The organism is Alkalinema sp. FACHB-956, assembly GCF_014697025.1.
In the GTDB taxonomy this organism is placed as follows: domain Bacteria; phylum Cyanobacteriota; class Cyanobacteriia; order Leptolyngbyales; family Leptolyngbyaceae; genus Alkalinema.
In genome coordinates this window covers 18,285-44,619 of the sequence record NZ_JACJRC010000004.1, presented here as the reverse complement: position 1 = coordinate 44,619, position 26,335 = coordinate 18,285, and the positions used below count along the sequence as shown (strand labels likewise).

The 26,335-nt window shown below is 50.4% G+C and carries 24 protein-coding genes; 12 read left to right on the top strand and 12 right to left on the bottom strand.

Going from position 1 to position 26,335, the window contains the following annotated elements; translation table 11 throughout:
• Positions 1 to 4 precede the first annotated feature (4 nt).
• The gene (locus tag H6G21_RS07175) at positions 5 to 712 is read left to right on the top strand and encodes a hypothetical protein (protein WP_190572123.1); all 708 of its coding nucleotides are present in this window, start codon (positions 5 to 7) and stop codon (positions 710 to 712) included.
• A gap of 47 nt (positions 713 to 759) precedes the next feature.
• On the opposite strand, the gene H6G21_RS07170 is transcribed toward H6G21_RS07175, so the two are convergent.
• The 4 genes from H6G21_RS07170 to ureE form a co-directional block, all read right to left on the bottom strand.
• Positions 760 to 1,692, bottom strand: coding sequence for an alpha/beta hydrolase (locus tag H6G21_RS07170; protein ID WP_190572121.1), 933 nt, complete (start codon positions 1,690 to 1,692; stop codon positions 760 to 762).
• On the bottom strand, positions 1,685 to 2,290 hold the full coding sequence (locus H6G21_RS07165) for a hypothetical protein (RefSeq protein ID WP_190572119.1): 606 nt from the start codon (positions 2,288 to 2,290) through the stop codon (positions 1,685 to 1,687). The genes H6G21_RS07170 and H6G21_RS07165 overlap by 8 nt, the downstream gene beginning before the upstream one ends.
• Before the next feature lie 764 nt (positions 2,291 to 3,054).
• A complete protein-coding gene (locus H6G21_RS07160) occupies positions 3,055 to 3,765 on the bottom strand; it encodes an urease accessory protein UreF (protein ID WP_190572117.1) in 711 nt (236 codons plus the stop codon).
• Between the two features lie 41 nt (positions 3,766 to 3,806).
• Entirely contained in the window at positions 3,807 to 4,244 is a 438-nt protein-coding gene (gene ureE, locus H6G21_RS07155; RefSeq protein WP_190572460.1) for an urease accessory protein UreE, read from the bottom strand.
• Positions 4,245 to 4,452: 208 nt separating this feature from the next.
• Between ureE and H6G21_RS07150 the strand changes: the two genes are divergently transcribed.
• Together H6G21_RS07150 and H6G21_RS07145 are read left to right on the top strand one after the other, a co-directional pair.
• Positions 4,453 to 5,052, top strand: a complete 600-nt coding sequence (locus H6G21_RS07150) for a TVP38/TMEM64 family protein (RefSeq protein WP_199307085.1) — start codon at positions 4,453 to 4,455, stop codon at positions 5,050 to 5,052.
• A 381-nt stretch (positions 5,053 to 5,433) separates the two neighbouring features.
• The gene (locus H6G21_RS07145; protein ID WP_190572113.1) at positions 5,434 to 5,793 is read left to right on the top strand and encodes a hypothetical protein; all 360 of its coding nucleotides are present in this window, start codon (positions 5,434 to 5,436) and stop codon (positions 5,791 to 5,793) included.
• A 30-nt stretch (positions 5,794 to 5,823) separates the two neighbouring features.
• Here H6G21_RS07145 and H6G21_RS07140 read toward each other — a convergent pair whose 3' ends face one another.
• Entirely contained in the window at positions 5,824 to 6,510 is a 687-nt protein-coding gene (locus H6G21_RS07140; RefSeq protein ID WP_199307084.1) for a ComF family protein, read from the bottom strand.
• A gap of 346 nt (positions 6,511 to 6,856) precedes the next feature.
• On the opposite strand from H6G21_RS07140, the gene H6G21_RS07135 reads away from it, so the two are divergent.
• A complete protein-coding gene (locus tag H6G21_RS07135; protein ID WP_190572111.1) occupies positions 6,857 to 9,238 on the top strand; it encodes a putative PEP-binding protein in 2,382 nt (793 codons plus the stop codon).
• A gap of 27 nt (positions 9,239 to 9,265) precedes the next feature.
• Here H6G21_RS07135 and H6G21_RS07130 read toward each other — a convergent pair whose 3' ends face one another.
• From H6G21_RS07130 to petG, 3 genes are all read right to left on the bottom strand, one after another.
• On the bottom strand, positions 9,266 to 12,313 hold the full coding sequence (locus H6G21_RS07130; protein WP_190572110.1) for a GAF domain-containing protein: 3,048 nt from the start codon (positions 12,311 to 12,313) through the stop codon (positions 9,266 to 9,268).
• 231 nt (positions 12,314 to 12,544) lie between these two features.
• Positions 12,545 to 13,357, bottom strand: coding sequence for a DUF1361 domain-containing protein (locus H6G21_RS07125; RefSeq protein ID WP_190572100.1), 813 nt, complete (start codon positions 13,355 to 13,357; stop codon positions 12,545 to 12,547).
• 477 nt (positions 13,358 to 13,834) lie between these two features.
• On the bottom strand, positions 13,835 to 13,945 hold the full coding sequence (gene petG, locus H6G21_RS07120) for a cytochrome b6-f complex subunit V (RefSeq protein ID WP_190572098.1): 111 nt from the start codon (positions 13,943 to 13,945) through the stop codon (positions 13,835 to 13,837).
• A gap of 286 nt (positions 13,946 to 14,231) precedes the next feature.
• Here petG and H6G21_RS07115 point away from each other — a divergent pair, with 286 nt between their 5' ends.
• On the top strand, positions 14,232 to 14,606 hold the full coding sequence (locus H6G21_RS07115; protein ID WP_190572097.1) for a cytochrome c: 375 nt from the start codon (positions 14,232 to 14,234) through the stop codon (positions 14,604 to 14,606).
• Positions 14,607 to 14,746: 140 nt separating this feature from the next.
• On the top strand, positions 14,747 to 15,508 hold the full coding sequence (locus H6G21_RS07110; protein ID WP_190572456.1) for a HEAT repeat domain-containing protein: 762 nt from the start codon (positions 14,747 to 14,749) through the stop codon (positions 15,506 to 15,508).
• Positions 15,509 to 15,611: 103 nt separating this feature from the next.
• Here the strand turns inward: H6G21_RS07110 and H6G21_RS07105 are convergent, their stop codons facing one another.
• The 3 genes from H6G21_RS07105 to H6G21_RS07095 form a co-directional block, all read right to left on the bottom strand.
• Positions 15,612 to 16,142, bottom strand: coding sequence for a hypothetical protein (locus H6G21_RS07105; protein WP_190572095.1), 531 nt, complete (start codon positions 16,140 to 16,142; stop codon positions 15,612 to 15,614).
• Positions 16,143 to 16,352: 210 nt separating this feature from the next.
• Positions 16,353 to 17,627, bottom strand: a complete 1,275-nt coding sequence (locus H6G21_RS07100) for an NAD(P)/FAD-dependent oxidoreductase (protein ID WP_199307083.1) — start codon at positions 17,625 to 17,627, stop codon at positions 16,353 to 16,355.
• Between the two features lie 97 nt (positions 17,628 to 17,724).
• A complete protein-coding gene (locus tag H6G21_RS07095; protein WP_190572092.1) occupies positions 17,725 to 18,846 on the bottom strand; it encodes a GH25 family lysozyme in 1,122 nt (373 codons plus the stop codon).
• Between the two features lie 612 nt (positions 18,847 to 19,458).
• On the opposite strand from H6G21_RS07095, the gene ilvA reads away from it, so the two are divergent.
• The 6 genes from ilvA to H6G21_RS07065 all read left to right on the top strand — a co-directional run bounded on the left by ilvA (position 19,459) and on the right by H6G21_RS07065 (position 25,535).
• A complete protein-coding gene (gene ilvA, locus H6G21_RS07090) occupies positions 19,459 to 21,045 on the top strand; it encodes a threonine ammonia-lyase, biosynthetic (protein WP_347277994.1) in 1,587 nt (528 codons plus the stop codon).
• A 287-nt stretch (positions 21,046 to 21,332) separates the two neighbouring features.
• The gene (locus H6G21_RS07085; RefSeq protein ID WP_190572082.1) at positions 21,333 to 21,998 is read left to right on the top strand and encodes a TIGR00266 family protein; all 666 of its coding nucleotides are present in this window, start codon (positions 21,333 to 21,335) and stop codon (positions 21,996 to 21,998) included.
• Between the two features lie 100 nt (positions 21,999 to 22,098).
• Positions 22,099 to 22,776, top strand: coding sequence for a TIGR00266 family protein (locus H6G21_RS07080; RefSeq protein WP_190572080.1), 678 nt, complete (start codon positions 22,099 to 22,101; stop codon positions 22,774 to 22,776).
• A 123-nt stretch (positions 22,777 to 22,899) separates the two neighbouring features.
• Entirely contained in the window at positions 22,900 to 23,595 is a 696-nt protein-coding gene (locus tag H6G21_RS07075) for a TIGR00266 family protein (protein WP_190572078.1), read from the top strand.
• 128 nt (positions 23,596 to 23,723) lie between these two features.
• Entirely contained in the window at positions 23,724 to 24,551 is an 828-nt protein-coding gene (locus tag H6G21_RS07070) for a M48 family metallopeptidase (RefSeq protein ID WP_190572076.1), read from the top strand.
• A gap of 237 nt (positions 24,552 to 24,788) precedes the next feature.
• Entirely contained in the window at positions 24,789 to 25,535 is a 747-nt protein-coding gene (locus tag H6G21_RS07065; RefSeq protein WP_190572074.1) for a hypothetical protein, read from the top strand.
• 107 nt (positions 25,536 to 25,642) lie between these two features.
• On the opposite strand, the gene ilvN is transcribed toward H6G21_RS07065, so the two are convergent.
• On the bottom strand, positions 25,643 to 26,164 hold the full coding sequence (gene ilvN / locus H6G21_RS07060) for an acetolactate synthase small subunit (RefSeq protein WP_190572072.1): 522 nt from the start codon (positions 26,162 to 26,164) through the stop codon (positions 25,643 to 25,645).
• Positions 26,165 to 26,335: the final 171 nt, after the last annotated feature.

Sequence of the window (26,335 nt, the reverse complement as noted above, 5' to 3'; positions counted from 1 at the left end):
TTGTATGAAGTCTACAGTGATGCAGTCTACAGTGGCTACGCAGAATTGGACGAGGGAACTTCGCAAGGGAGGTGTGGTAGGGCTAATGCTGGCAACCCTACTGGGATGGGTTCCCACGGCCCAAGCCCAACCCCAAGGATTTGAGACCCGATCGCTCTCGCAAATTTCCCAAATTTCCCAAGCAGTCAGTCGAACGGGTGATAGCCGGATTGTCATCACGATCGGCGATGGCAAAGATACCTGTGGCAATCGCTTCAGCCTGAACCAAGTGGGCCTGAGTGATGGCTTTGATTTTCCCAAACCCGGTGGCGTCATGGGTTCCTTTGATTTTCCCCGACCCGGTGGGGCCACGTCTTCCTTGGGATATCCCGCCCCGATCGGGACTGCGAGTACGTTCCAATTGCCCCAAGGCACGCAGCAACCAGACATCGTCGGTTGTGTAGATAGTCAACGCAATATTGTGTTCATCAATATTCGCCCTCGGGTAATTCAGGAAAAGGTTGTTGTTCCGCAACCGCCGGAACCCAAACAACCCTCAGTGGAGTTGCCACCTCTGCAACCGCCGCAAGTGCTAACGCCGCCCCGCCGCCCAGGCACCTATAACCCCAACCCAAATTCCCCCAACTCAACAATGCCTAACCAAACCGTTCCCAGCTTTCGCACGAATCAAGTTTATACCTATCCCCAGGAATTTATGAGCCCGATTAAGTGATGGCCGATCGCCTGTCATTACCAATCTCAACGATCGCGCGATTGGCCTCACTTCGAGAGTTGCATCACAAATTTCTGAATGGCTTTCAGATAGGACTGATTGCCCGGTTGATAAATCCTGACATGGTCTGCTCCAGCAATGAATAAGACTTGTTTGGGATTGGGGGCTGCCGTGTAGAGACGTTGGCTCATTTCAGCGGGCACGACAGAATCAGCACTGCCATGGAGAAAGAGCACAGGAATGCGTAGCACTCGCAATTTCGTGAGCGAATCGAAGCGTTCCGTCAGCAGTTGATCGATCGGAAATAGATTGAGCAACGGTCTGGACTGAATCACCTTTGCCATGGAAGTAAAGGAACTCTGCATGATTAAACCTGCTGCGGTTGGATTGCGAATGGCCAAATCCAAGGCGATCGCGCCTCCCAAAGATTCGCCATAAATCACAATGTCTTCTGCGGGGATCTGGCGCACGGTGCGGAGGTAATCCCAGGCGGCTTGGCTATCCTGATACAGTTGCGCTTCGGTGGGAAAGTCGCCTTTGCTGCGCCCGTAGCCTCGATAGTCAAACACCAAGACCGAAAAGCCCAATTGTCGAAAGGCCGATACACGAGCCAAGTAATTGTAGTCCCCCATGTTGCGGCCAACGCCACAGAGGTACAACATGACTTTGGGTCGGGTGAGAATCCGTTGTGGTTCATTGGATAAGGGTGCAAAGGATTCTTGGGGGGTCGGCGCAGGAATCCACCAACCATGGAGGGTGTCTGAAGAATTCGCGATCGGCATCCAAACGTCTTCGTAGGGCAGGTTAAAGGCGGGTGCGTCGGGGTGCAGGGAGAAGTCTGGAGCAGGACGATAAATCAGGTGCCGTTGCCGCAGAAATAAAAATAGGCAGGTTGAGCAATAGGCGATCGTCAGGACTGCCACTACCGCAATCAACCGTTTTTTACGTTGCCTAGCATACCGCCCCAATCGGCTAATCATTGGTGCCTATATTATCGAGAGAAGTAGTAGTTATAACGCTCTGTGGGTGTGTAGATAACCATAGAACCTGATCCAGCGTCAGTGGATTTCCCAACATCATTGAGAAGATTCTTGCGGCTGGTGATTCATAAATTGTGGGATCAGCAGACTCAGGAAGTAAATCTGGTCGATTTCTGCATGAGGAGAAAAGTCTTTCTATATTTTGCGTTATGCTATTTTCTCCATATAGACCATGCTGGATAAGTGTCTGATGCATAGTGCGAGCATGGTCTAGTGCACCCACAACTTCTGCAATCTCTACATATATCCAGAATGCCTGTTCTACAATTGCCCATTGCTCCTCTGAGAATATCTGGAGTCCAGTTTGTGTTCGAAAATATGGAAGCTCAATTTGCTCGTTATTTTCATGAATAATAATTACACCCCAGTCGTTGATCTTCTCAGAAGGCTGCCACGAAACATCTTCGTGTTCTCTCTTCCATTTCTCAAGTAGGGAGACGGGGTACTCTGCTGCAAGTTCGATATCATCGACCAAGTCATGGCATCTAGAGCAGAGAAGAATCAGATTTGCAAATGATCTACGATCATCATCTGTCATTGATGGATCCCATCTAGGGCCACTGTCTTCAGCCGCCCTAATGTGTGCAATTTTTCCAAGTTGTCCGTAACAATTGCTAGAAGCCTTACTCGGAACAATAAGTGGTTGCCGACAGTCCGGATTACTGCATTGATTGCGAGTCAAGCCATACAGCTTTTTCACATCCCGTGAACGTATGTTTCGTGCATCAACCATTCTTAGTTCCTAATCGTAATATTACTGCCAAAGCTTTTTGCAACTGGACTAATATACCTACCCTCTTCATCTTCAGCTCGAAATAATCCCCCAACAATTGTGACCTTTCCCTCCGATAAAATTCTCCATCCTCCAACAAGAATAACTATGGGAGAAGTTTTTGCCCCATTCGCTACTTGAAATAAGCCACATCCTCTAGCGATTACAGGTACAGATATATTTTCGTACTCCCATTCTCGGATAGCAGAGTATAGATTTCTCAATTCGATGTATTCTGTATTCGATATAGTAATTGTCCGATTTTTTTTATTGAAGTGAAGATCCATTTGTTGAGACTACTACTTTTAGATGATTCGGATTAGTTGACTACTCTAGATATAGTAAGCATTTTCTAGAATAAATCCTCTAACTTAGCTAGATGGTTCTGAAATGATTTTTGATCTAAAGAGCTAATTTCCATGAACATATTCTTCAATGTTGGCTCATAGTCATCAAATAGTGCTTAGAGTATTTGGAGAACTCCGAAGGAATTTGAGAGATACATTCTAGACGCAATGGATTGTTGTCATTTAACTGCGAAAGAGGCGACTGTAGAGGGTTTCATGGTGCATACTGGCTAGGGATAAACCCCATCCACAGCTCACCAAATCCCCATCGGCCAACTGAACGATCGTTTGCGCTGCCTGTTCGATCGTGGGATTGAGCGTTAACAATAACCGTTGTCCTTCCGTTTGGCCTAAGGGTACTAACTTAATCGCTGCACTGACTAAGTTGCTGGCCCAACTGTGTAAATAACCCAATAGTGCAGCAGTTTCTTCCACTTCCCACATAGATGCAACTAAGCCAAAGGCAATGGCAAAATGACAGCCTTGGGATTTCAATGCGTCTAGTGTTGTTAAAACTGTTTCTAAATCGGTTGTCCGAGTTGAATCTAAGCTACTCTGTACATCCTGAAATAACCGCAACAACGATCGCCCCATTTGCAAACTCTGCGATCGTAGCTCCTCTGTGTCCCTTGCTGCCGTCAGCCATTGATTCCAGTACTGGATGGCTGCCCGATCTCCCGCTTGGCTGGCTTGGTACGATCGCAGCATCACCGCCGCTTCCAAGCGCACGGCCCCATAGGTCAGCTCCTGGATTAACCAGTGCTGTAACTGCTCAACATTCGCGATCGTTCCCCTTTGAACTAGGGTTTCCAGCCCCTCGGAATAGCTGTAGGCACCCACAGGTAAACTGGGACTGACCAATTGCATTAACCGTAGTAATCCGGACGTTTGCATATTTGGGGTAGCGGGGTGGGGGGGTGGGAGGGTAGCGGGGGTTAATGGGAGTGCTCTCCGTAGGCTCCGGTTTCTGGTTGGAAGGGGGCAACCTCTTCCACGATCGTCAAACCTCGGTGTTCTAACAAATGCTGTAGCACTGGATCCGGAGCTAGCCGTAGGTAGGTGGCTGTAATTTCCAGCGGCACATGGCGATTGCCTAAATGGTAGGCTGCCTGCAACAGGGCTAGGGGAAACTGCGCTTTTACCGTGAGTACCGGCTCGGGCTTAGCCAGGATTTGCAAAAGATGACCATGGTTGGATTGCAACCAATCCCCTTCTTGCAAAACCGTGCCCCTCGGCAATTGGAGGTAGATGGCTTCCCCTTCATCTGTTTTGCAGTGGAGCCGCGATCGGGTGCGCTCTTCTGCCGTCAAGGAAAGGATCCAATCAGGATCCCGCGCAGGAACATCATTCAATCGGTGGGTAAAGACAGGCAACACAGGCTTACTACTGCTTGACTAGACAACTTGCAAAGGTGATGTAATCCCAGCATAGCGGTAAGGCGTACATAGCGTGTAGTGCCTGCAACCTGTCTTAGCCTGCAACCTGTCTTAGCCTACGAGCCTGCCTGTCTTAGCCGACAAAGCTACAATGGGTCATCGGACTGTTGATCCTGACGGTTCTACACGTGATGACTCCCTATCTATGAATGGATTTTTTGAACAGGTTTTGCAGTGGTCGCAGAATTTGGGCTTGGTGGGCGGTTTGGGGTTTATCGCGATTTACGCGATCGCCACCGTGTTGCTCATTCCGGGTACGGTGTTAACCGTGGGAGCCGGAGCCTTCTTTGGGATTGTTTGGGGATCTCTCTACGTCTTGGTGGGGGCAACCCTGGGGGCTATTCTTGCCTTCCTCCTGGGGCGAACCGTTGCCCGCCAGTGGGTTGACCAGAAAATTTCAGGAAATGCTAAATTTGCTGCGATCGATCGCGCAATTGGACAGGCAGGTTTCAAAATTGTGTTACTCACGCGCCTGTCTCCAGTTTTTCCCTTTAATTTGCTGAATTATGCCCTCTCCCTGACGAATGTCTCCTTCAAAGACTACGCCTTAGCCTCGATCGGGATGATTCCTGGCACAGTGATGTACGTCTACATTGGTTCACTGGTGGGAGATGTGGCAATGAACCATGAAGTGCAAATTGCACAATGGGGGATTCGAATTGTTGGGTTTGTGGCTACGGTTGCTGTCACGGTGTATATTACCCGCATTGCTAAAGCTGCATTAGATCAATCGATCGAGGCTTAATTAGCTCGTGATTTTCTAGTAGTGCTAGCATTTGTTTTGCCGATGCGATCGTGGTTGATTTTAAACAACAAGATTGAGTCAATTTAGCAAACAACGACCAAAAATATCGTAATAGTTGAGAAAATCCCTGGTAGCGATCGTCTAGCTACGGTTCCGGTGCCAGCACAGCGCGTGGTTACCCAGGTTATTGCGGAGTCGGTACAATGCAGCAGGTAACCCTAGGAAGGTGTGCTTGGGTTCAGTGAAAGCGTGCTTGGGTCAATGGGTTGGCCTAAAAGCGCTAGATCGTTGAAGATTCAGAAAAATTCGTCCTGATTTCCGAAAGCTGGTATAAGCTGGGAAAAAGATGACGCAATTGGGTTTGCCAAGACTGGGGTTTTCATGACGCTGGAGGAAAAAATCAGCTACCAAAGGGTGAAGCACATTGTCAGTAGCTATCAACTGGATGGCACCGAAGCCGACGCGTTTGCGAGTTGCTTGGATGAACTGATGGATGTGTATGCGGCCCCGATTATTGAGCTAGCCCTAGCGGAAACCCTGGCTGCATTGTGGCTGAGGGTTCCCATGCCTCGCGGTATCGAGTTTCTCAGTTGCGTAGACGATCGCCTACAGGCTTGGGCGATGGATGGCATGACCCGCACCCTCACACCAGAAGAATTCCACCACATCACAGGACTCGATCCGGTGCCCGTTTTCCAATCCCTCGACTTTCCGCCGCCGACCATCCTGCGTCGTCACTAGGCGTTGGGGGTCTTCAGGAACTGGGGGTCTTCAGGAACTGGGCGGACTTCCGAGGGAGGCTCCTGCCCGTGCTACTACTGCACAGCCCCAGACCCGAATCCCCGATCGGCGTAGCACTGCCGTTGCTGCCTGGATCGTTGCTCCGGTGGTATAGATATCGTCAATCAAGACAACCGGATCGCGCGGTGGGGATTGCTGCCACTGGGGATTCAGCCGGAACGCCTGGGCCAAATTGTCTATCCGATCGCGACCGGACAGTTGGTACTGTGCCTGGGTTTCCCGCACCCGCAATAGGCCTTGAGGCTGTAAGGGATAGCCAACCCGCTGACAAAACGATCGGGCAATCTGTTCTGCTTGGTTATAGCCCCGTTGTTTCCGACGATCGGCGGCCAAGGGGATGGGCACTGCAATTAACCGAGGAGAGGCTTTAGACAACCCCCGATCGATCCAAGCTGCCGCCAATTGCTGACCAAACCAGTCGCCGATTTGGGGCTGGTGGCCATACTTCAACTGGGCGATCGCCCGCTTCACGCTGCGATCATAGCGCCCCCAGGCAAAGACCCGATCGGCGGTGGCTGGATGTTCGGCCACCGCACCCTGGCCGCGATCTAAGAGAACTTGGTGTTGGCAAGCGGGGCAGAGACAGTCTGTTGCTGCCCGATCGCAGAGTCCACAGGTATTTTGTAAGAAGAGGTTGAGAAAACTACTGATTTGCACTGGCCTGATTTGCTCGCTCTCTTTGCCACGGTTTGCAGTTTCTTTGTTAGGATGCCCAAATGCCTAGTGAGGGCGACTTTTCACGGCTGCTCTGTAATAGTTTGCTCTAGGGCGTTCCGGAATTCATCCAGTGAGGGCTAGGAAAATGGAGGCCGATTCAATCAGGACTAGGAAAAGGAATGTATTCAATGTATAAGTATCGACATAGGTAGCAGCCAGCAATATTTTTCAATACATTGAGTTTTTCAACGATCGAGTTTTACAGTGATGAAATCTTTGCAAGGGAATCTTTGCAAGTGCTGAATCTCTCCACTTGCCTGTCGTTGTCCTTTTTGAGCTTCTGCCCGTGGCTAAAGCATTCTATTGGTTGGATCAACTTGCACTCAACGATCAAGTCTTTGTGGGCGATCGGGCCTGGCAGTTGCACGACCTACAGCAGCGAGGCTATCCGATTCTGTCCGGCTTCGTCATTCCCAGGCACGTTTTTCAGGCGGTTCTAGCGGATCTAGATCTCCCCCCGATCGGGATCTCAGGCAATAGCGCTGATCCCAAGCGACTACAGTCCATGGCCCAACATTGTCGCCAACAAATTCTCAAGGTCTCCTTGACAGATCCCTGGGTCACAGAACTGTGGACGGCAGTGGATGCCTTAGCCCAACAGGCGATCGGACGATCAACCCTCCAAACCGCTTCCCCCTGGGGATCGGAGCACATTGCCCTGGACTCCTGGGATGGCCAGTGGCTCTGGTTGCGCAGTTCCATCACACGCCCCAGCGCGGCCCTGGCCCAAGCTGAAGAAGATTGCCTACTGCCCAAGGTGACGCAGTACGATCGTCGCCCGTTGAGCTTCCTGCGATCGCTCAAAGAGGTGTGGGCGGAAGTGGCTCGAGCCAGAAATCTAGCCTACTGGCAATTGCAAACCGATGCCTTGAACGAGATCCCGCTGTCCGTTGTCGTGCAAGCCTTACCCCCGATCGCGACCTATGCAACCTTGAACCTCAGTGAGGGCCAAGGCTTACTCCTGCTCCGGGATCTGACCCTTGATCCGCTGCTGGATGGGGTGGTCGAAGAATTCACCATCGATCTGGCGACTCGGCAACTGCTCCGCTGTCCCAGTGTTGATCGAGAGACGTGGGCCTTGACCCTGAGTCAACTGCAAAGCACGATCGACCTTGGACTGCGGTTGCAACAGGATGTTGGAACTCATTTACGGGTTGATGTGCTCTGGGAAAGGGGCGCGACTGCCCAGGGTGCGGCCCAGCCCGATCGCCTCTGGGTTATGGATGTGCGTCCTGGCCTGAATTTGGTGTCCGATGGCATTGCGCCGGATTTCCCGTTCTGTGCCTTGTCTCCGATGGCAGGTTCCAGGGAAGCGCCGACCCTCGGACAACGACTGGATTCCCTAGTGGATCCTCAAGCCCAGTCTGATCGCTCCCTCGGTGCCGCGCCTGTCAAACTGGCGGGCTCAACCACTGGACAACAACGCTGTCGAGGGCCAGCGGTGGTTATTTCCCAGGATGGGTTGCCAGCAGATATTCCTCCAGGAAGGATTATTGTGACGGCGAAGTTGCAACCCAACTGGGTGCCTCAGCTCAACCATGCGATCGCCTTTGTCACTGAGGAAGGTAGTCTGACCAGCCATGGGGCGATTTTGGCGCGGGAACTGGGGATTCCGATCGTGGTGAATGTGCCCCAAGCGAGTCAAATGTTTCGGACGGGGGATTGGCTCTGCATTGATAACCACCAGGTGTATCAAGTGGAGTCCCCAGAGGATTTTGAGGGGGTTGATCGATCGTTGCCCCAGACTACGATCGCGGACGAGCGGGCCCTCCATCCCCTCCGTTATCCGGTCACCGCCACTCAGTTATTGGTCAGCCTGAGTCAAGTGGATGGGGTTGAGGCATTGCGATCGCTCCCAATTGATGGGATTGGCTTAGTGCGATCGGAATTAATGTTGGCGTCGTGGCTGCGGGATGCTGCGTTACCAAGTTTAATGGCTCCAGCAGATCTGTCGGCATTGCACCAGCTCATTGTCGATCGCTTAACGGCCTTCACCCAAGCGGTTGGCGATCGTCCGCTGTTTTATCGCACCCTAGATCATCGCAGTGGCCTGCACGATTCGATCTTCACGGCCCACGGTACCCTGGGCTATCAGATTTTCCCGGATTGGTTTGAGTTGGAACTGCGAGCGATCGAACAAGTCTGTCGGCAGTCCTCTGGGCCGTTTAGATTGGTGCTGCCCTTTGTCCGAACTGTGGAGGAATTTCGAGCCTGTTACCAACGGATTCGGGCAACCGATTTACTCCAGTTACCCCATGTGGAATTGTGGATCATGGCGGAGGTTCCTGCGATCCTGTTTGCGTTGGATGCATTGATTGATGCGGGAGTTCAAGGGGTCATGATTGGGACGGGGGACTTACATCAACTCCTCTTTGCCATCGATCGGGATGATGCCTATCTTAATCAGTTTTATCCGCTGCATCATCCAGCCATGCTGAAGGTGATTACCGATCTCTTGCAAGTCACGAATCAAAAACAAATTCCCGCTATCCTCTGCCTGCATTCACCCCACCCAGATGAGATGCTATTGGAAACCGCGATTGCCCACGGCATTCAAGGGGTGTCGATTAATCCCGATGCCTTGGGGACAACGTGGCGCGCGATCGCCCGCATGGAAAAACGCCTCCTGCTCCGACCTTCAGTGGCTGAATCAAGCTGGAATCAATAGCGTTGCTGAAATCCATCAGTGGCAACATCAGTGCAGTCCTGTTGAGTGTAGCCCTGTCGTCGGCAGCTCAACCCAAAGCGTGGTTTCTTCATTGTCATTGACAAAGCATCCCATCTTCCCGCCATGTTTTTCAACAATGATCTGATAGCTAATGGATAAACCCAACCCCGTTCCTTTGCCAATGTCTTTGGTGGTGAAGAAGGGATCGAACATGGAAGGAATGACCGATGGGTCAATCGCGGGTCCACTATTGCTGATGGTGACCCGAACCACTTGGTTGGCTAGGGTCACGGTGTGGATTTTGATGTAGGGATTACGTTGGGGAAATTGCTGATGGGCGTCATCGATCGCATCGATCGCATTGCTTAAAACATTCATGAACACTTGATTGACCTGTGCTGGATAACATTCCACTAGCGGTACCTCACCATAGTGGCGCATAATCTGAATTTCAGGTCGTTTGTCGACTTGGGGTTTGATGCGATGCTGCAAGATTAAAAGAGTGCTGTCAAGCCCATCGTGCAGATTTGCTGGGACAATTGCTGTCTGATCTAATCGCGAGAAGTTCCGTAGCGAGACTACTAAATCTCGAATGCGTTGCACCCCAACGTCCATTGAAGTCAGGGTCTGGGGTAAATCTTTGCAGAGAAATGGATAGTCCAAGGATTCCAAGAGTTGTTCGATCTGTTCCTGGGGCTGGGATATTGCTGATTGATAGGCTTCAATCACTTTAAAGAGATCTTGGGTATAGATATTTACGTGATGGAGGTTCCCATAGATGAAATTGATAGGGTTATTAATCTCATGGGCAATGCCTGCAATCAATTGTCCAAGACTGGCCATCTTTTCCCCTTGAATCAGCTGGCCTTGGGATTCCTTAAGATCTTTTAGGGCTTGATTGAGCTTTTCGGTTTGCTGCTGCGTGTGTTCTAAGAGTTCTGCTTGTTGCAGAGCGACTCCTAATTGATCTGCCACTTGGGATAACAGTTTGACTTCCTCATCTTCCCAATAGCGGGGTTGGGAGTTTTGATAGGCAACTAATAAGCCCCAGAGGGTTTCCCCTTGGGAAATGGTGACAAACATCTCGTGACGTGGATATTTACCCCGTTTAGTGGTCTTTAAAAAATCATGATCTAGCGAAATGGGATTTTTTGGGGGCATGGGTTGCCAATCACTGACGATCGAATCTGCAACAAAGTCACCGCCTCCCCCGGCATAAAACCGATAAATCGCTACCCGCTCAACCCCCAAGAGTTGCCGCACTTCCAATGTGGTTGTTTCAAAAATCGATTCAATGTCTAGGGATTTGCGGATGCGAGCGATCGTAGTTGCAAGGGCAGCTTGGCGTTCTGAAGCTTTGGCAATTTGCATGGCTTGCGCCTGCAGTTGGCGGACATGTTCTGTCTGCTGTAGGGCCATACTGAGTTGTGAGCCGATTTGTGTCAACAGATCTACTTCATCGGCCTGCCATTGACGAGCGCTGGAATTCTGATAGGCTGCTAGCAATCCCCATAACTCTGACCCTTGGAAGACGGGAGCAACTACATACGCCTTTGCTTCAAATTCTTCCAGCAGCGCAACGTGACAGGGTTGATGGCCTGCGGTATAGATGTCATCCACGGCTAACGTTTCATTGTGGCGATACCGCCCTCCTTGGGTTTCTTGCAAGTGGGTATCCTGAATGGACGGTAGGACGCCAACCAAAGGCAACCAACCGGGGGCAACCGACTCGGCCACAAAATCCCCACTCCAATCTGGATTAAATCGAAAAATCGCTACCCGTTCTGCACTTAAGAGCGATCGTACTTCAGCGGTAGTCGTTTGAAAGATGGTTGCTAGATCCAAGGATTGACGAATGCGATCGAAGGTTTGGGTCAGCATTTTTTGACGTTCTGCCGCCTTCGCTTGCATTTCTGCTTGCGCCAACTGCGTTGCCTGTTCTTGCATGTGTTGGAGGTGTTCGTTCTGTTGCAGCGCAACCCCTAACTGTTCTCCCAACTGACTAGCAAATTCAATTTCCGAGGGCAGCCAATTTCTAGGTGAACTGCATTGATGGATGCATAGTAATCCCCATAATTCTTTCCCTTGTAAAATTGGGGCAACTAGATTGGATCGGACAGCAAATTTTTCTAGGATGGCAACATGACAATCTTGTAAATCTTGCTGATAAATGTCGTGGATCGCTCCCACTCGTCCCTGCTGGTAGAAATGGGAGAACTGTTCTCCAAAGCAATGATCATAGACTTGTTGTTCGAGGGCAGATGGATAGGCATCGTTCACATCTTCGGATACAAATTTACCGGCCCAATCCTGTAGCCGATCGAACTGGAAAATGGCTACGCGATCGGCTTTTAGCAGTTGTTGAACTTCCGTGACTGTTCGTTGAAAGATGGTTTCTAGATTCAGCGATTCTCGAATTCGGGTGATGACGCGGGTGAGTGCCTTTTGTTGCTGTAATTGATATTGCAATTGTTGTACATCAGCAACTTGTTTTAATGCAATATCAAAATGCTGGGCAATTTGACGAACGAACTCAATTTCTCGCTGGCTCCAAATTCGCGGCCCTTGGCATTGATGCACACACAGTAGTCCCCAAAGCTTTGTGTCCTGGAGGAGCGGGATAACCAAATTGGCGCGAACCTGAAACTGTTCTAAGATCTGAACATGACATTCACTGAGTTCTGCCTCATAGATATCTGCGACGGCCTGAATGCGCCCAAGTTGATACTGCTCTGCAAATCTGCCCCCAAAACAATGATCATAAACCGATGCCTGTAGAGCGGAGGGATGGACCGGGGAGACATCTTCAGACACAAACGAACCTGCCCAGTCCTGGCTCAGGTCAAACTGGAAAACAGCCACCCGATCGGCTTCCAATAATTTTCGGACTTCTGTGGCTGTGGTCTTGAATATAGTCTCTAGATCTAAGGCTGCTCGAATGTTATGAATTACCCGAGTAAAGGCTTGGATCTGCTGATCTAAGGTTGGGGTTTCTGATTCAAGCTGAGTGGTGGATTGCACAGAGTCAGACAGTTGCACAGAGTCAGACAGATTAGGTGCCGGGTTGAGGGTCATGGGGATATTCAGGGATACAAGACGAGTCGAGCCACATTCTTTTATGATGCCCAGATCTCATCTCGGAATAACGAGCTCAGTCCCAATCCCTAGCCTGAGCCATTGGCTCCAACCCCATCGCTAGAGTTATTCTCTAAGTCATCCCCCTAGGCTATGGGTCTCCCCCCTAGGGGCTGCTCTAGCCTAGCCCTAGATCCTTTCCAGTCACTCCTCAGTTGCTCTCCCAGTTATTTATTCTAAAATTAGCCGATCTCCCATCGTTTGGGGGCGATTTAACTGGCGATAGGCAATCACTGCTAGAGTGACTTCTTTAGTTGGGATATACAATAGTGTGATGACGATAAAGGTATACACGATCGCAGTGATTGGTTGATGCTGGAGTAAATCATCTACCACATATCCAACTAAGCCATCTGGATTGGTTACAATGTCCCAACTATTGAACCGCATAAATCGGCCTAAATAAATGCCGATCGCGCTCATAAAATGTAGAAAAATCTCTGCATAGCTAATGTATTGGCTCTTTCCAGTCCTATTGAGATAAGCGCCTAAGTTAATCATGCTGATGACATAGGATTCGAATCCCAAAAACATAAATCCTAAAAACACAGGAATAAATACTAGCGAACTCCGCCAAATCGAAGGTTCACCTTGGATTGCTTTCACTAGATGAATGACATCGGTCAATATGTAAGGTGCATTTGGTAGAAAGGCAACAAAGATGATGAACCCCACCCACCACAGCCAAGAACGACTCTGTACTGTGGCTGTTAATTTTCCGAGATACCGTAGTCCTCGTGCAATTATCCGATCGTGAATCGATCGCGATCGAGGTTGTCTGGATTGAGTCGATTGCGATTCCTGATACGGTTTTTCCTGATACGGTTTAGTAGAAGTCGTATCCAACTCGCCCCTGCGAAATAATATAACGCTTAAAACCAATGGGATTAACGCTAACAATAAATTCCAGCCCATCCAATTCCGATGGACATAGATAATGTGGAACGTATCCCACAATAAAAACTTCATCAGAGAGGGTTCCATGATGTTTGTCCAGTAGCCACTTTCCTAACTTTAATGCTTATAGTTTAGGCAGGCTATATGGCAAGGGGATGACAAGTCTGTTTCGAAACACCCATGGCCTGCACGGCTGGATGGGGACAGTCAATAGGCACAGTCAATGAGCACAGTCATCAGCACCTCAAAAAAACAAAAGCTTCACGAACCGTAGCGCGATCGTAAAGCTTGATTGAATTGATGAAATTTTTGATGTAATTGTTAAGTTGACTTAACTATAAGGTTCGATGACCTAAATCAGAAGTATTGAACTATGGATCCTATATCCTCATTCGCAAATTTCTTGTCATCAAAGCTTTTTCAATTGTTTGACGATCGGCGAACGTGACATTAAGTCAACTAGCTCTTCTAAATGAGCTTTGTACTGCTTAAGTCAGAACAACCGTCAGTCAACATTTCGTCAAGTCAAAACCTAAGCCAATCAACTAACTTATACAAACTAACCTATTCAAACTGGTTAGAACGACGATACTGCGTGTAAGCCGCAACAAACAACCCTGCGATCGTCACAGGAACTAAACCTAGGACAATGCCCAACAAAATTGGTTCAACCATGTTCTCGCCTCCTAACAACAATGCTGCTTTTGCACAGCAAATTTGTATCAATTCATAACCCTGTCCTATGGTAATCTGTTTCGCAGTCAAAACATCACCTTGTGTGAAGAAATTCCCATAAAACCATACAAATTTCGGGGGAGAGCAACGATCGCCCTTCAGCCCCTAAAGCTTAGCCTGGTTGCTATCCGTAGATTTGCGTGGACTGAGATGGCTAAAGTTTGTTACTGTTTGTATAGAGAGTCTCGTAACTTTCCTTTTAAATTGTCGATATAAGCAAAGACCTTTGAACGAGCAGTTGGTCAAAACTGAAGGCTTGAATCGTAGGGCAGCGCTAGGGCTTCTAGTACTGCTGTTGGCCTGTGCCTTGGCATTAATGGGGATGAGACCTTTTCATCGTCCCGATCCCTACGTCCGCAGTGTGCTGACCCGCCCAGGAAACGTTGTGCAAGGTCATGCAATTTTTCAAATGAACTGCTCTGGTTGCCATGGCTTAATGGCTGATGGCAAAGTTGGCCCCAGTCTAAAAGGGGTATCCGGCCATAAGTCCCGCCAAGCATTGATTGAGCAAGTCATTAGCGGCAACACTCCACCTATGCCGCAGTTTCAGCCCAGTCCCCAAGAAATGGCAGACCTCTTAAGCTACCTCGAAAGTTTATAGTTGCCCAGTAGTTGCCAACTTGTCACTTCAGTTGTAGCAACGGAGTTGTCTTGAGTTGTTCCCATTGATGCTGTAATCGGCCATCGGTGAACTGCATGCCTCTTTACCCAGGCACCCTTTACCCGATACCCTTAAAAGTTATGTATAGCAATGATGATTTAAGCGTTCTCGATTTAGAAGCCGATTTAGAAGATCCGTTAGATCGGCTCCCGGTCATCTCCCCGGAAGAAGGGATGCCTAAGCCCAATCCTGAGGAGATTTTGCCGTTACTGAGTTCCCCCGATGTCCAGCAGCGGATGACTGCGGCACGGGTGTTTTGTGAGTTGCAAGATGCTCGTGCGATCGCGCCGTTGATCCACTTACTCAAGGATGATTGTGCCTTAGTACGGGTCAGCGCAGCCTATGGGTTGGGTCGTAATACCAGTCCGGAAGTGGTGGAACCGCTCATTAACCAATACAACCAGGATTGGAACGGTTATGTGCGCAAAGGGATTGTCTGGGCGTTGGGTAACTGCCGGGACAAGCGGACGCTGCCTACCCTCCTTGAAGCGTTGAAAAATGATATTTCGGCGGTTCGCCTGTGGGCTGCTAGCTCCCTGGCTCAAATGGCCTCGATCGGCTACGAGGAAATGATTACCACCATCCCCCCTTTGATTGAAGGGTTACGTCGGGATGCGGTGTCTGCGGTGCGGAGTAATTGCGCCTGGTCGATCGGAGAACTGTGTCGGGAACTGCCCTCGAATGTGATCTATGCAACCGCAGTAGATGCGTTGATTGAAGCGTTTGCTGAGGATGAAGATCTCAGCGTGCGAGAAGATGCCAAATCTGCCATGCTGAAGCTCGGGGATACCCGTGGAATGCAAGTCATTGAGGAGTTGGAACAGGAAGGTTGGGGCCTGTAAGGGCGAGATCTAGGGCTACGAGATCTAGGGCTAGATGAACCAGTGTCCTGCGGTCATCTTCCCTGGGTTGCCCGTCCTCCCTCACCAATCCTTTCATCCCTTGTCAATCATTACAGGTGCGAATGCCCTCAAAGCTGGTCGTACAAACCCGTGTGCGGAAGTTGTATCCTGAGTATCGTCGGGGTGCAATATAGACATTCTGAGGGTTATTAATGACGATCGGTTGTCCAACGGATGGATAGATCACTGAGGGCTGGTGTGTAATTGGGGGAGTGGGAGGAAACCGACGCTGGGGCCAGTTGCCGGGGTTGCCCCAGGTATGATTGCCCCAGGTATTATGGTTTTCCCAGGTATTGCGGTTTTCCCAGTTGTTGTGATTGCCATAGGAGTAATAGCTGGCAGAACCGCCCCAATGACTGGGTTGCCGTTGTTCAGTTTTCTCGTAGATAACTGTGGGTTGGCTATTTTGGCCATTGATAATGATTGTCCGAGAGGTTTCAACCCGGCGTTGTTCACCGCCAACATAGATGTGCCCAGAGACTTGTCCAGGCCAGTCAGCCTGTGCCATGGGTGCCCCCAGCAGGCTCACTCCGATCGCGCCCAAAATGCCTAATCCTGTGAATCTTCCCCTCATTGAGCCACCTCTCAGTTTGTAGATTTTGTCAGTTTGTAGATTTTGACCGGGCAAGTTTGGCCTCAAGATCTGGATTGTGGAGAACGGATTGCTTTCTCCAATGGATCTAGATTCCCGATACAGAACTCTAACGGCGTATCTGATCTAACGGCGTATCTGAACGATTTATGCAGCCGATGGATTTAGCGCATGGGTTTAGCGTGCATGGGCTTAGTGGATTGGATGGTCACACCCCTGACCGATCGCTTGCCCTGCTAGCCAACCCGTTGTCCAGGCACTTTGAAAATTAAACCCACCCGTTACGCCATCAATATCTAACACTTCCCCTGCGAAATAAAGGCCGGGACAAATCCGACTTTCTAGGGTTTTAAAGTCTACTTCCTTGAGTTCGACCCCACCACAGGTGACAAATTCTTCCTTAAAGACACCCTTACCAGAGACGACGTATTCCCCTTGAAAGAGTTCCTGAATCAGTGCGTTCATGGCTGGTTTCGAGAAATCCGCCCAACGGGCTTGGGGCGTGATCCCCACCTGCACGACTAGACTTTCCCAAAGACGGCGGGGCAGCATGACGGGACAATTTCCGGCGATCGTTTTTTTGGCCAGTTGGGATTTGACCTTTAACAGTTCTTGCCGCAGGTTATCCGGTGTGGAACTGGGTAGCCAATTAATGCGGAGTTTGGCTTGATACCGAGTTTGATGCAGGAGACGAGCCCCCCAAGCTGATAGCTTTAAGACCGCTGGCCCACTCAGCCCCCAGTGGGTAATCAGCACTGGCCCGGTTTGCTCCAATTTGGCGGAGTCGCCCTCCACTTGTAGCTTGAGATGGGCATTACTAACCGCAACCCCCGCCAAGTCCTGTAGGCGAGGATCCCGAATCGTTAGGGTGAATAACGAGGGGACGGGAGGCACGATCGTGTGACCCAATGCCTTTGCCAATTGGTACCCCTGGGGACTGCTACCCGTGGCCAACAACAGGCGATCGCACACGAGCTCATCCCCCGATCGCAGGTGGACTCGAAAGGTCTCCCCGACTTTTTCCACGGTTTTCACCATGGCTCCCAACCACAATTTGACGCCAGCCTGTCGAGCGGCGGTCATTAAGCAATCAACGATCGTGCCCGAGTCATCGGTGGTGGGAAACATCCGGCCATCGGCTTCGGTTTTCAGTTCCACACCCCGACGGGTGAACCAGGCGATCGTATCCTTGGGTTGAAACCGGGAAAAGGCTCCCCGCAACGCCTTAGCTCCCCGAGGATAATGGTGCACCAAGGCGGCGGGGTCAAAACAGTGATGGGTAACGTTACAGCGTCCCCCTCCGGAGATGCGAACTTTCGCGAGGCATTCCCGACCGGCCTCCAGGACAGTCACCTGAGCCGATGGATTGACTTCTGCACCGGCGATCGCGCCAAAAAAACCGGCTGCCCCGCCCCCAATGACGACGATCCTGCTTTTTTTCCCTGTTTGTGGTGTTCCAATGACCAACCGCGATCGCTCCTTCAGCTAGACCAAAGCACCCCGATCGACTCCTGACTTGAGTCCGTTGCTTTGTTTGTAGAATTGGCCTTTGATTCTATCGCTTTTAGTTACGCCAAATTTGGAGAAACTGGGACAACGTGGCTTGGGGGAGTTTTTGTTGGAGTTGTTGTAATGCCTGGATTTGGTGGGGCAGGGCTTTGTAGCTTTTGCAAACATTGATGAATGATAGCGGTGATGTCGAAACGGACTGTGTTTGCCGCCACTGCAGAGTGAATTGATCCAGAATTGGCTTCGCAATATTGCTTTGTAACCATTGCAATGCTTGATCTTGGTGAGCCAATGCTTTGTAACTGCGACAGACATCAACCAACGTAGAGTTGGAAGGGGGGCGGGGCGTTGTCATTCCACTGCTACTCAAGAGTGCATTCCAGGTTTTGCTTCCCACAATTCCATCGACTGCCAACTTCTGGGCGGACTGGAAGGTGCGAACCGCATTTTTCGTTTTCAGCCCAAAATCACCATCAGGATTCCCCACATCCAATCCTTTGCCCTTCAACAATTTTTGTAGTTCCAGCACGACTTGACCTTCGTACCCTTGGCGGAGTGGGGGTTTGTCTTTGAGCAATCGGGCCAGGGAATCTAGATCGCCATTAAAGGTATTGCGATCGACGGGGCCTGCAATCCCAGAGACTGCACCAGACTCGGTGTATTGGTGAAATGTCCAGGTCTTCCAACCGCCGGGTACCCAAGGATTATTGGTTTCGTAGTGGGCAATCCAGAGTTTGTAATGGGCTAAACGAGGCGAGTTTCCTAAAGCATCGTGCCAAAAGCTAGGAAAGGTGTAGAGAATCGGTTGCCGTCCCAAAGCTGCTTCCACAGCATCCAACCACTGTCCAGCTCGATCGAGCACCGTATTGGGATCCAAGCCATAGCTTTTTTCCAAGTCCAGTACGGGGGGAAGATCACTGTCTTCCCAAACGGCTTGGGTCAGTCCTAGAAAATTTTTGGCTTGCAGCAAGGGATCTTTATTGGCCACAAAGAAGTGGTAAGCACTGCGCATTAAGCCTGCGGACTTCATCCCAGCCCAGTTGCGCAGAAACATGGGATCGCGAGACTGTACACCCTCGGTGGCCTTAGCGACTCCGAATACCGTATTGGTTGCACTGACGGCAGACCAATTAATGATTTCTTGATATTCCGAGATATCGATTCCCTGAAGCACCATAGTAATTTCTGTGATTGGATTGCAGACGGCCCGATTCTAGTCACCGTAAATCCCTACAGCATTAGATCGATCGATTCCAGTCAATTGATTCCAGTCAATCGATCCTATTGAGGGAATTACCTGCAATTGTGGCTGATCTACCGAGGGCAGCAGCAAACTTGCTGGGTCAGTTCAACTTTGCCTGTGAGTCTGCGATAAAAAATTTTTTAATAAAAATCAAAAATAAGCAGGATAAGCAAGGCCCCGATCGCTGCGTCTTACCCAGTTGGGTAGGGTTCTTCAAGGTTGGCGGGGACTGCTAACTGATTGTTACAGGCATTGCTAGGAACAAGATTCTATGAAGTTCCGGAAGAAGAATAAATCTCCAAAAACCTCAGTGTTAGGCTCGTTACATGAGGGTGGTTTCGCCCAAGTGGTAATTCTGACAAAGCTCAGCCCATTTCGACTACGATTCATGGGCTGAGTTTTTTAATATTTCCCCAACAGTATTTTCCAACGGTACTCCAGCAATCCTCTAGGGTTATCAAGGTTTCCCTATTCCAAGGTTTAACCCAAGGTTTGTGCTTTGCCGGGGTAGGCAGTTGTAGAGTAAGAAAGGTTCCCTTCAGAGAACTGCCGTTTCCAGACCATTCACGATCGGCTGCCCTTCTTCTACCTGCGCTTTCTTCTACGGCGCTTTCTCGAACAATGCACACCGACTATTTAGAACGCATCCTGACCGCCCGTGTTTACGATGTTGCTCAGGAAACCCCCCTAGAAGTAGCCCATAACCTTTCAGCACGGCTGCACAATACTATTCTGCTGAAACGGGAAGATATGCAGTCGGTGTTTTCCTTTAAGCTGCGGGGCGCTTACAACAAGATGGCAAAACTGCCGCCGGAGGTCTTGGCCCAGGGGGTCATTGCGGCTTCCGCTGGCAACCATGCCCAAGGCGTTGCCCTGGGTGCGAGACAGTTGGGGACAAAGGCGATTATTGTCATGCCTGTGACCACGCCCCAGGTGAAGGTCAATGCGGTCGTGGCGCGCGGCGGGGAAGTGGTGCTCCATGGCGATACCTACGATGATGCCTATGCCCATGCGCGGCAACTGGAGCAGGAAAAGGGCTTAACCTTCATCCATCCCTTTGATGATCCCGATGTGATTGCGGGGCAAGGCACGATCGGCATGGAAATTCTCCGCCAATACCAAAAGCCTATCCATGCGATTTTCGTCGCGATCGGCGGGGGGGGGCTGATTTCCGGCATTGCCGCCTACATCAAACGCTTATCTCCGGAGACCAAAATTATCGGCGTGGAACCTGTAGATGCCGATGCCATGAGCCAATCGCTCAAAGCAGGCCACCGGATTCGGTTGCCCCAGGTGGGACTCTTTGCCGATGGCGTGGCAGTGCGGGAAGTGGGGGAAGAAACCTTCCGGCTTTGTCAGCAATACGTAGATGACATTATTTTGGTAGACACCGATGATACCTGTGCTGCCATCAAAGATGTGTTTGAAGACACCCGATCGATCCTAGAACCCGCCGGAGCCTTGGCGATCGCGGGTGCTAAAGCCTACGTTGAGCAAACGGGTATTCACGGTCAAACCTTGGTGGCGGTGGCCTGTGGGGCCAACATGAACTTCGATCGGCTGCGGTTTGTGGCGGAACGGGCGGAAATTGGGGAACGGCGGGAGGCAGTCTTTGCCGTGACCATTCCTGAAGAACGGGGCAGCTTTCGGCGGTTTTGTGAATGTTTAGGCACTCGCAACATTACGGAATTTAATTACCGCATTTCCGCTGCGAAGGAAGCTCACATTTTTGTTGGGGTTCAAATTAGTCGGCGATCGGATGCGGTGCAGATCAAGGAAATCTTTGAGCAGAACCACTTTGAAACGATCGATCTCACCGACGATGAACTGGCCAAGCTCCACCTGCGTCATATGGTGGGCGGCCACTCCACCTTGGCAGATCATGAACTGCTCTATCGCTTTGAATTTCCAGAACGGCCCGGTGCTTTGATTAAATTCCTCAGTTGCATGAGTCCCAACTGGAATATTAGCCTGTTCCATTACCGCAACCACGGTGCCGACTACGGTCGCATTCTGGTAGGGATGCAAGTGCCGCCCCAGGAAATGCCTGAGTGGCAAGCCTTTTTAGACACCCTGGGCTATCGCTATTGGGACGAGAGCCAGAATCCTGCCTACAAACTCTTTTTAGGGTAAGTCTCCACAGATAGATTGCGCCATAAGATCTCTCCTAGGCTCGGTTTAACCGCTAGCCCTCAGATGCGATCGTCCATGTTTCGGCAGACACCGGTTGAACGGGTGCGAAGAGCGATCGGAAAGTTTGTGATCGAACGGTGAAGTTATAGCTATCGTAACGGTGGGTAGTCTGAGGATAAGTGCATAACCTGTCTCAACCTTCGCTAGAGATCTCTCAGTACCCAGCGCAATTTGCATGCACAGTGCTTCATTGAACCGTGGTTCATTCACCTGAAGGAGTGCCCTTTGTGAAATATGACATTCGCTATAAGCCTACCTTTGCCACCGTTTTTATCACCTTAAATCCCGGCGAACGCTTGGTTGCTGAAGCGGGAGCCATGGCCAGTATGGACGGTGGCGTGACGATCGCAACCTCGTTTTCCGGGGGCTTGATCCCAGCCTTGTTAAAAACCTTTTTAGGCGGAGAATCGCTCTTCGTTAATACCTTTAGCAATTCCACCCAGAAGCCCCAGCAAGTCGTGTTGACCCAATCCACGATCGGGGACATTACCTGCCTCGAACTAAAAAATCGGGAACTCTGCCTCCAACCCGGAGCCTACATTGCCCACGCGGGGAACGTCCATTTGGGAGTCCACTGGGCTGGATTTTCCAGTTGGCTGGCGGGTGAAGGGCTTTTCAAACTGAAGGTTGGCGGCAATGGCATTGTGTTCCTGGGGGCCTACGGTGGGCTCAGCAAGCGGCAAATCAATGGGGAATATATTGTCGATTCTGGCCACCTGGTTGCCTACGATCCCAGCATCAAAATGAATATCAAGCTAGCCGGGGGCCTGCTGGGTTCAGTGACTTCTGGAGAAGGACTAGTCAACCGACTCACGGGCCAAGGCGAAGTCTACCTACAATCCCGCAGCATCAGTGGATTGGTCGGCTTCCTACGCAGCAAGATTCGTTGGTAGTCCCATGGGCAAGATCTGTAGATCGATGCATCGATCCGCCCAAGTCTTCTGGATCCCTGGGTTCATCAAATAATCCTCATGTCGTCTAGCAGAATTCATTATGAAACTGGATATTTTGCACCAACCGGATAGCTCGATCGCCAAAATCGACATGGCTCCCAACGAAGAATTGGTGGCTGAAGCGGGCTCCATGGTGGCCATGAGCAGCAACCTCAATGTCAGCACCACCCTGCGCAAAGGTAAAGGTGGCGGCATTCTAGGCGGGCTCAAGCGAATGTTGGCGGGAGAATCCCTGTTTTTAAGCGTTTTTCAAACCCATGGGGAACCGGGGGAAATTTTTCTTGCACCTAAATTAATGGGAGACATTCTGCCCTATCAACTCAAGGGGGCAGAACTGGTCATTCAGTCCACGGGCTATATGGCCAGTACCCCAGGGGTAGACATTGAATTGGGGTTCCAAGGGTTTAAATCGCTGTTCTCCGGAGAATCACTGTTTTGGTTGACGGCCAGTGGCTCTGGATTGGTGTTGCTCAGTGCCTTTGGTGGAATCTACGAAATTGATGTGGATGGAGAATACGTTGTAGACACCGGCCATATTGTTGCCTTTGAAAAGAGTCTGAGTTTCACGATCGGCAAAGCTAACCAAAGCTGGATGGGAGCATTTTTCGGTGGAGAAGGTTTTATTTGCCGCTTTAAAGGCCGAGGGAAACTCTACTGCCAAACCCACAATCCGGGGGCATTTGGTCGCATGGTCGGCAGCCAATTACCCCCTCGCTAACGGTTGCACCAGTCTGCTGGATCTTGTGCGATCTCCGCGATCGGCTCGCGAGCTGCATCCTGGGGAGATGAGATGGACAAAGATCAGCCCTTTTCGTGAGATAACCTTACTGCTTGAAACGTCATGAGTGACTATACCTACGAAATTGAACATGCTCCGGCCTACGCAGGTCTGACCGTCAAGCTGCAAAGCAATCAAACCATTCTGGTAGAAGCGGGAGCCATGGCCGCTATGGATGCCAACCTCGAAATGAAATCCAAAATGCGAGGGGGCATGATGAAAAGTATTGGTCGCATGTTTAGCGGCGAATCCCTGTTCATCAGCGAATTTACAGCCCAAGGCAAACCGGGTGACATTTACATTGCTCCTGGGATCCCTGGCGACATTTGTTACTATCGGCTAGAGAGTGGTCGATCGTTGATGGTGCAATCATCGGGGTTCGTGGCCTGTAGCCCCACGGTGGAACTGAATACGAAGTTTCAAGGCTTTAAGGGTTTTTTCAGTGGTGAATCGTTATTCCTGGTGCAGGCGATCGGCCCTGGTGATATCTGGTTTAGTTCCTACGGAGCCATTCTAGAAATTCCAGTCAATGGATCCTATATTGTAGATACGGGCTATGTGGTCGCCTTCGAAGACACCTTGAACTACAACGTGGAAATGTTGGGTGGATTGTCTTTCAAAAGCTTGAAAACCAGTATTTTTGGTGGAGAGGGTTTAGTTTGCCGCTTCAGCGGTCAAGGTCGGCTATGGATCCAGTCTCGTCACTTGAATCCCTTGCTGAACTTCCTCAATGCCTTCCGTCCCGTCAAGAGTAACTAGATCCCTCCTGAAGCTAGTGACTCAACTCGTCCTGAGGCCAACTGCCGCAACCCTGAGTAGGACTGGTAGGGATGCATTGAAATCCTTGAATCTCTTTTCAGATGATTTAACTTTCCAGGCGACTTAATATGCCGATCGAAATTCCTTCTGGGACTGCTGCCCATAGCGATCGTAACCCCGAATCCAGCGGGTTCGATCTCTTTAAGCTGGCTGTCATTGGGATTGGCTTTGTGATAGGGACGATTTGGCTAATTTCTGTCATTGTCCATTTGATCATCTGGTGGATCCCTCCCAGTGTTGAGCAAAAGTTGGGAGCTGCGATCGTCCCGACCTATGAACGCATGGCCGAAGCGGGCACGACCCAAGAAAAGCTAAATCAGCTTCTGGATCAACTGGAAGCCAAACTGCCTGCGGACAAGCGGAAAGACCGTAATTACCAAGTTCTCTATATCCCTCAACCGATCGTTAATGCGGGGGCCATTCCCGGCGATCGCATTTTGATCTACCAAGGTTTGTTGAACCAAACGGAGTCAGAGAACGAATTGGTCATGGTCATGGGCCATGAACTGGGCCACTTTGCCAACCGGGATCACCTGCGAGGCCTCGGCAATGCGCTCTTAATTCAACTGGCATTTACAGCACTGACGGGCGATGGGGGATCTTTGGTTTCCCTAGGAGCCTCCAGCGTGGCAGCCATTAGCCGTGCCCAGTTTTCCCAATCCCAGGAAACCCAAGCGGATGAAGTGGGGCTTCAGTTACTGAATGCCCAATATGGTCAAGTGGGGGGAGCGGTTGATTTCTTCGATCGAATGAGTAAAAAGGATCGCAAACAAATTGACTTACTGGCCACCCATCCGACCCCGAAAAGTCGAGTTGACCATTTGCGGCAACTCATTCAGCAAAAGGGCTATGCGATCGGCCCCAAAACCCCTTTATCGTCCGAACTCCGGAAATAGCGCATAAAATCTTAGTGCATATAACCTTTATGCAGATAGCTTGTAGTGCAGATAGCCTTTAGTGCAGGTAGCCTATATACCCTTTAGTGCCTACGGCCTATAGTGCCTAACATCTTTGGTATGCAGCAAGATAAGAGCGGGTACCCTGAAAGGGAAACCTCTGCCCGTGCATTTATTTCATCTCCCCCCTTCCTTCATTTCTTTAGCACTGATTATTGAGTAAGAGTTGATACCGTTATGGTTATACAGACACAGCAATTATTTAGGGTTTCGCTCCTCACATTGGTTGGGGTTGGCGTGGTAGGTGGTTGGGCGGGAATTGCCCAGGCCCAATCCGGTGACGACCTCGTTAAGCCCCGCTGTGAACGCCGAGGCGGAGACAACTGGATTTGTGCTTATATCAAAGAAAATCCTGGTTCGGCTCCCTATAAATCCTATGAGGGGCAAATGCGAAATGGGATTCCGAATGGGCGGGGGATTCTTGTCTATAGCAACGACGATCGCTATGAAGGCCAAGTGCGTAACGGGATCCCCAATGGCCAAGGGATGTTTTTATTTGCCAATAACGATCGCTACGAAGGGGGAATCAAAAATGGTCAACCCCATGGGCAAGGAGCATTCACGATGGCCAATGGCGATCGCTATATCGGCTCGGTGAAAGAAGGCAGTCCCCACGGGCAAGGGGTGTTTACCTTCAGCAATGGCAGTGTTTACTCCGGAACGTTTTACCTTGGACAAGCCAAGGGGCAAGGGGTCTTTGTCTCTAAAGGGATTCGTTGCCAAGGAGTCTTTTTCAGTAGCCAACTTTCAGGACGGGGAAGCTGTGCCTACCCCGCAGGATCAACTTACCGCAGCTATTCCGGAGAACTGCGCGGGGCGAAACCCGAAGGACGCGGAGTCATGGTCTTTGCCGATGGCAAACGGTTTTCAGGAGAGTTCCGCGATGGGTTACCCTTTGACCCGAAAATGAATAGTCAGAAATAATGACGGATGGATGACGAACAATTAAAAACCCGGGAGGAACAGTGGTTTGATGTCTTCCCGGGTTTTGCTTGGCTTGACTGGATTTGGCTAAGGTTTGCGGAATGTGACTAAACCACCTTAGCTTCCAGAGACTTGAGGAATTCGGTATTCACCCCCGATTCCCGAGTCAAGGCAATTTTCCCGGTGCGGGCGATTTCGCGGATCCCAAACTTGTTCAATACCTGGACGATCGCCACCATTTTTCCAGGATCCCCAACGACTTCCAACGTGAGGGAATCTTCAGCCACATCGACGACCCTTGCCCGGAAAATCTGAGCCAGTTCCAAGAGTTCCGATCGAGTTCCACTGCTGGCATTGACCTTCAACAGCATTAACTCCCGTTCCACACAAGGAACTTCGGTAATGTCCTGCACCTTCAGAACGTTGACCAGCTTGTAGAGCTGCTTGGTTAGCTGCTCAATTTCTTGGGCATCCCCAGGAACCACCATGGTAATGCGCGAAATTCCCATCTGTTCGGCTGGGCCTACGGCCAAACTTTCGATATTGAAGCCACGACGCGCAAATAGCCCAGAAATGCGACTTAAGACTCCAGCTTCATCTTCAACTAAAACCGACAGCGTGTGCTTCATAGCAAGTTAATAGCCGACTAAATTAATGCAAGGGTGAATCGATCGAACGGTCAACGGTGGCGCAGCCAATTAGCTGGTGGTACAGATGGATCCTTCTGCTGGCCAGCAGGTCTTGAATCCGAATATCCTGCAACCCTAACTGCTAACAACTTCTAAAGACTTTTGAGCAGT

Excerpts from the sequence above, each read along its gene's own strand:
- H6G21_RS07075 (WP_190572078.1), top strand. The coding sequence starts at position 22,900 with ATGAGTGACTATACCTACGAAATTGAACATGCTCCGGCCTACGCAGGT.
- H6G21_RS07065 (WP_190572074.1), top strand. The coding sequence starts at position 24,789 with ATGGTTATACAGACACAGCAATTATTTAGGGTTTCGCTCCTCACATTG.
- H6G21_RS07095 (WP_190572092.1), bottom strand. The coding sequence starts at position 18,846 with ATGGTGCTTCAGGGAATCGATATCTCGGAATATCAAGAAATCATTAAT.
- H6G21_RS07130 (WP_190572110.1), bottom strand. The coding sequence starts at position 12,313 with ATGACCCTCAACCCGGCACCTAATCTGTCTGACTCTGTGCAACTGTCT.
- H6G21_RS07070 (WP_190572076.1), top strand. The coding sequence starts at position 23,724 with ATGCCGATCGAAATTCCTTCTGGGACTGCTGCCCATAGCGATCGTAAC.
- H6G21_RS07105 (WP_190572095.1), bottom strand. The coding sequence starts at position 16,142 with ATGAGGGGAAGATTCACAGGATTAGGCATTTTGGGCGCGATCGGAGTG.
- H6G21_RS07080 (WP_190572080.1), top strand. The coding sequence starts at position 22,099 with ATGAAACTGGATATTTTGCACCAACCGGATAGCTCGATCGCCAAAATC.
- ilvN (WP_190572072.1), bottom strand. The coding sequence starts at position 26,164 with ATGAAGCACACGCTGTCGGTTTTAGTTGAAGATGAAGCTGGAGTCTTA.
- H6G21_RS07150 (WP_199307085.1), top strand. The coding sequence starts at position 4,453 with ATGAATGGATTTTTTGAACAGGTTTTGCAGTGGTCGCAGAATTTGGGC.
- petG (WP_190572098.1), bottom strand. The coding sequence starts at position 13,945 with ATGGTTGAACCAATTTTGTTGGGCATTGTCCTAGGTTTAGTTCCTGTG.
- H6G21_RS07175 (WP_190572123.1), top strand. The coding sequence starts at position 5 with ATGAAGTCTACAGTGATGCAGTCTACAGTGGCTACGCAGAATTGGACG.
- H6G21_RS07145 (WP_190572113.1), top strand. The coding sequence starts at position 5,434 with ATGACGCTGGAGGAAAAAATCAGCTACCAAAGGGTGAAGCACATTGTC.
- H6G21_RS07170 (WP_190572121.1), bottom strand. The coding sequence starts at position 1,692 with ATGATTAGCCGATTGGGGCGGTATGCTAGGCAACGTAAAAAACGGTTG.
- H6G21_RS07160 (WP_190572117.1), bottom strand. The coding sequence starts at position 3,765 with ATGCAAACGTCCGGATTACTACGGTTAATGCAATTGGTCAGTCCCAGT.
- H6G21_RS07110 (WP_190572456.1), top strand. The coding sequence starts at position 14,747 with ATGTATAGCAATGATGATTTAAGCGTTCTCGATTTAGAAGCCGATTTA.
- H6G21_RS07125 (WP_190572100.1), bottom strand. The coding sequence starts at position 13,357 with ATGGAACCCTCTCTGATGAAGTTTTTATTGTGGGATACGTTCCACATT.
- H6G21_RS07165 (WP_190572119.1), bottom strand. The coding sequence starts at position 2,290 with ATGACAGATGATGATCGTAGATCATTTGCAAATCTGATTCTTCTCTGC.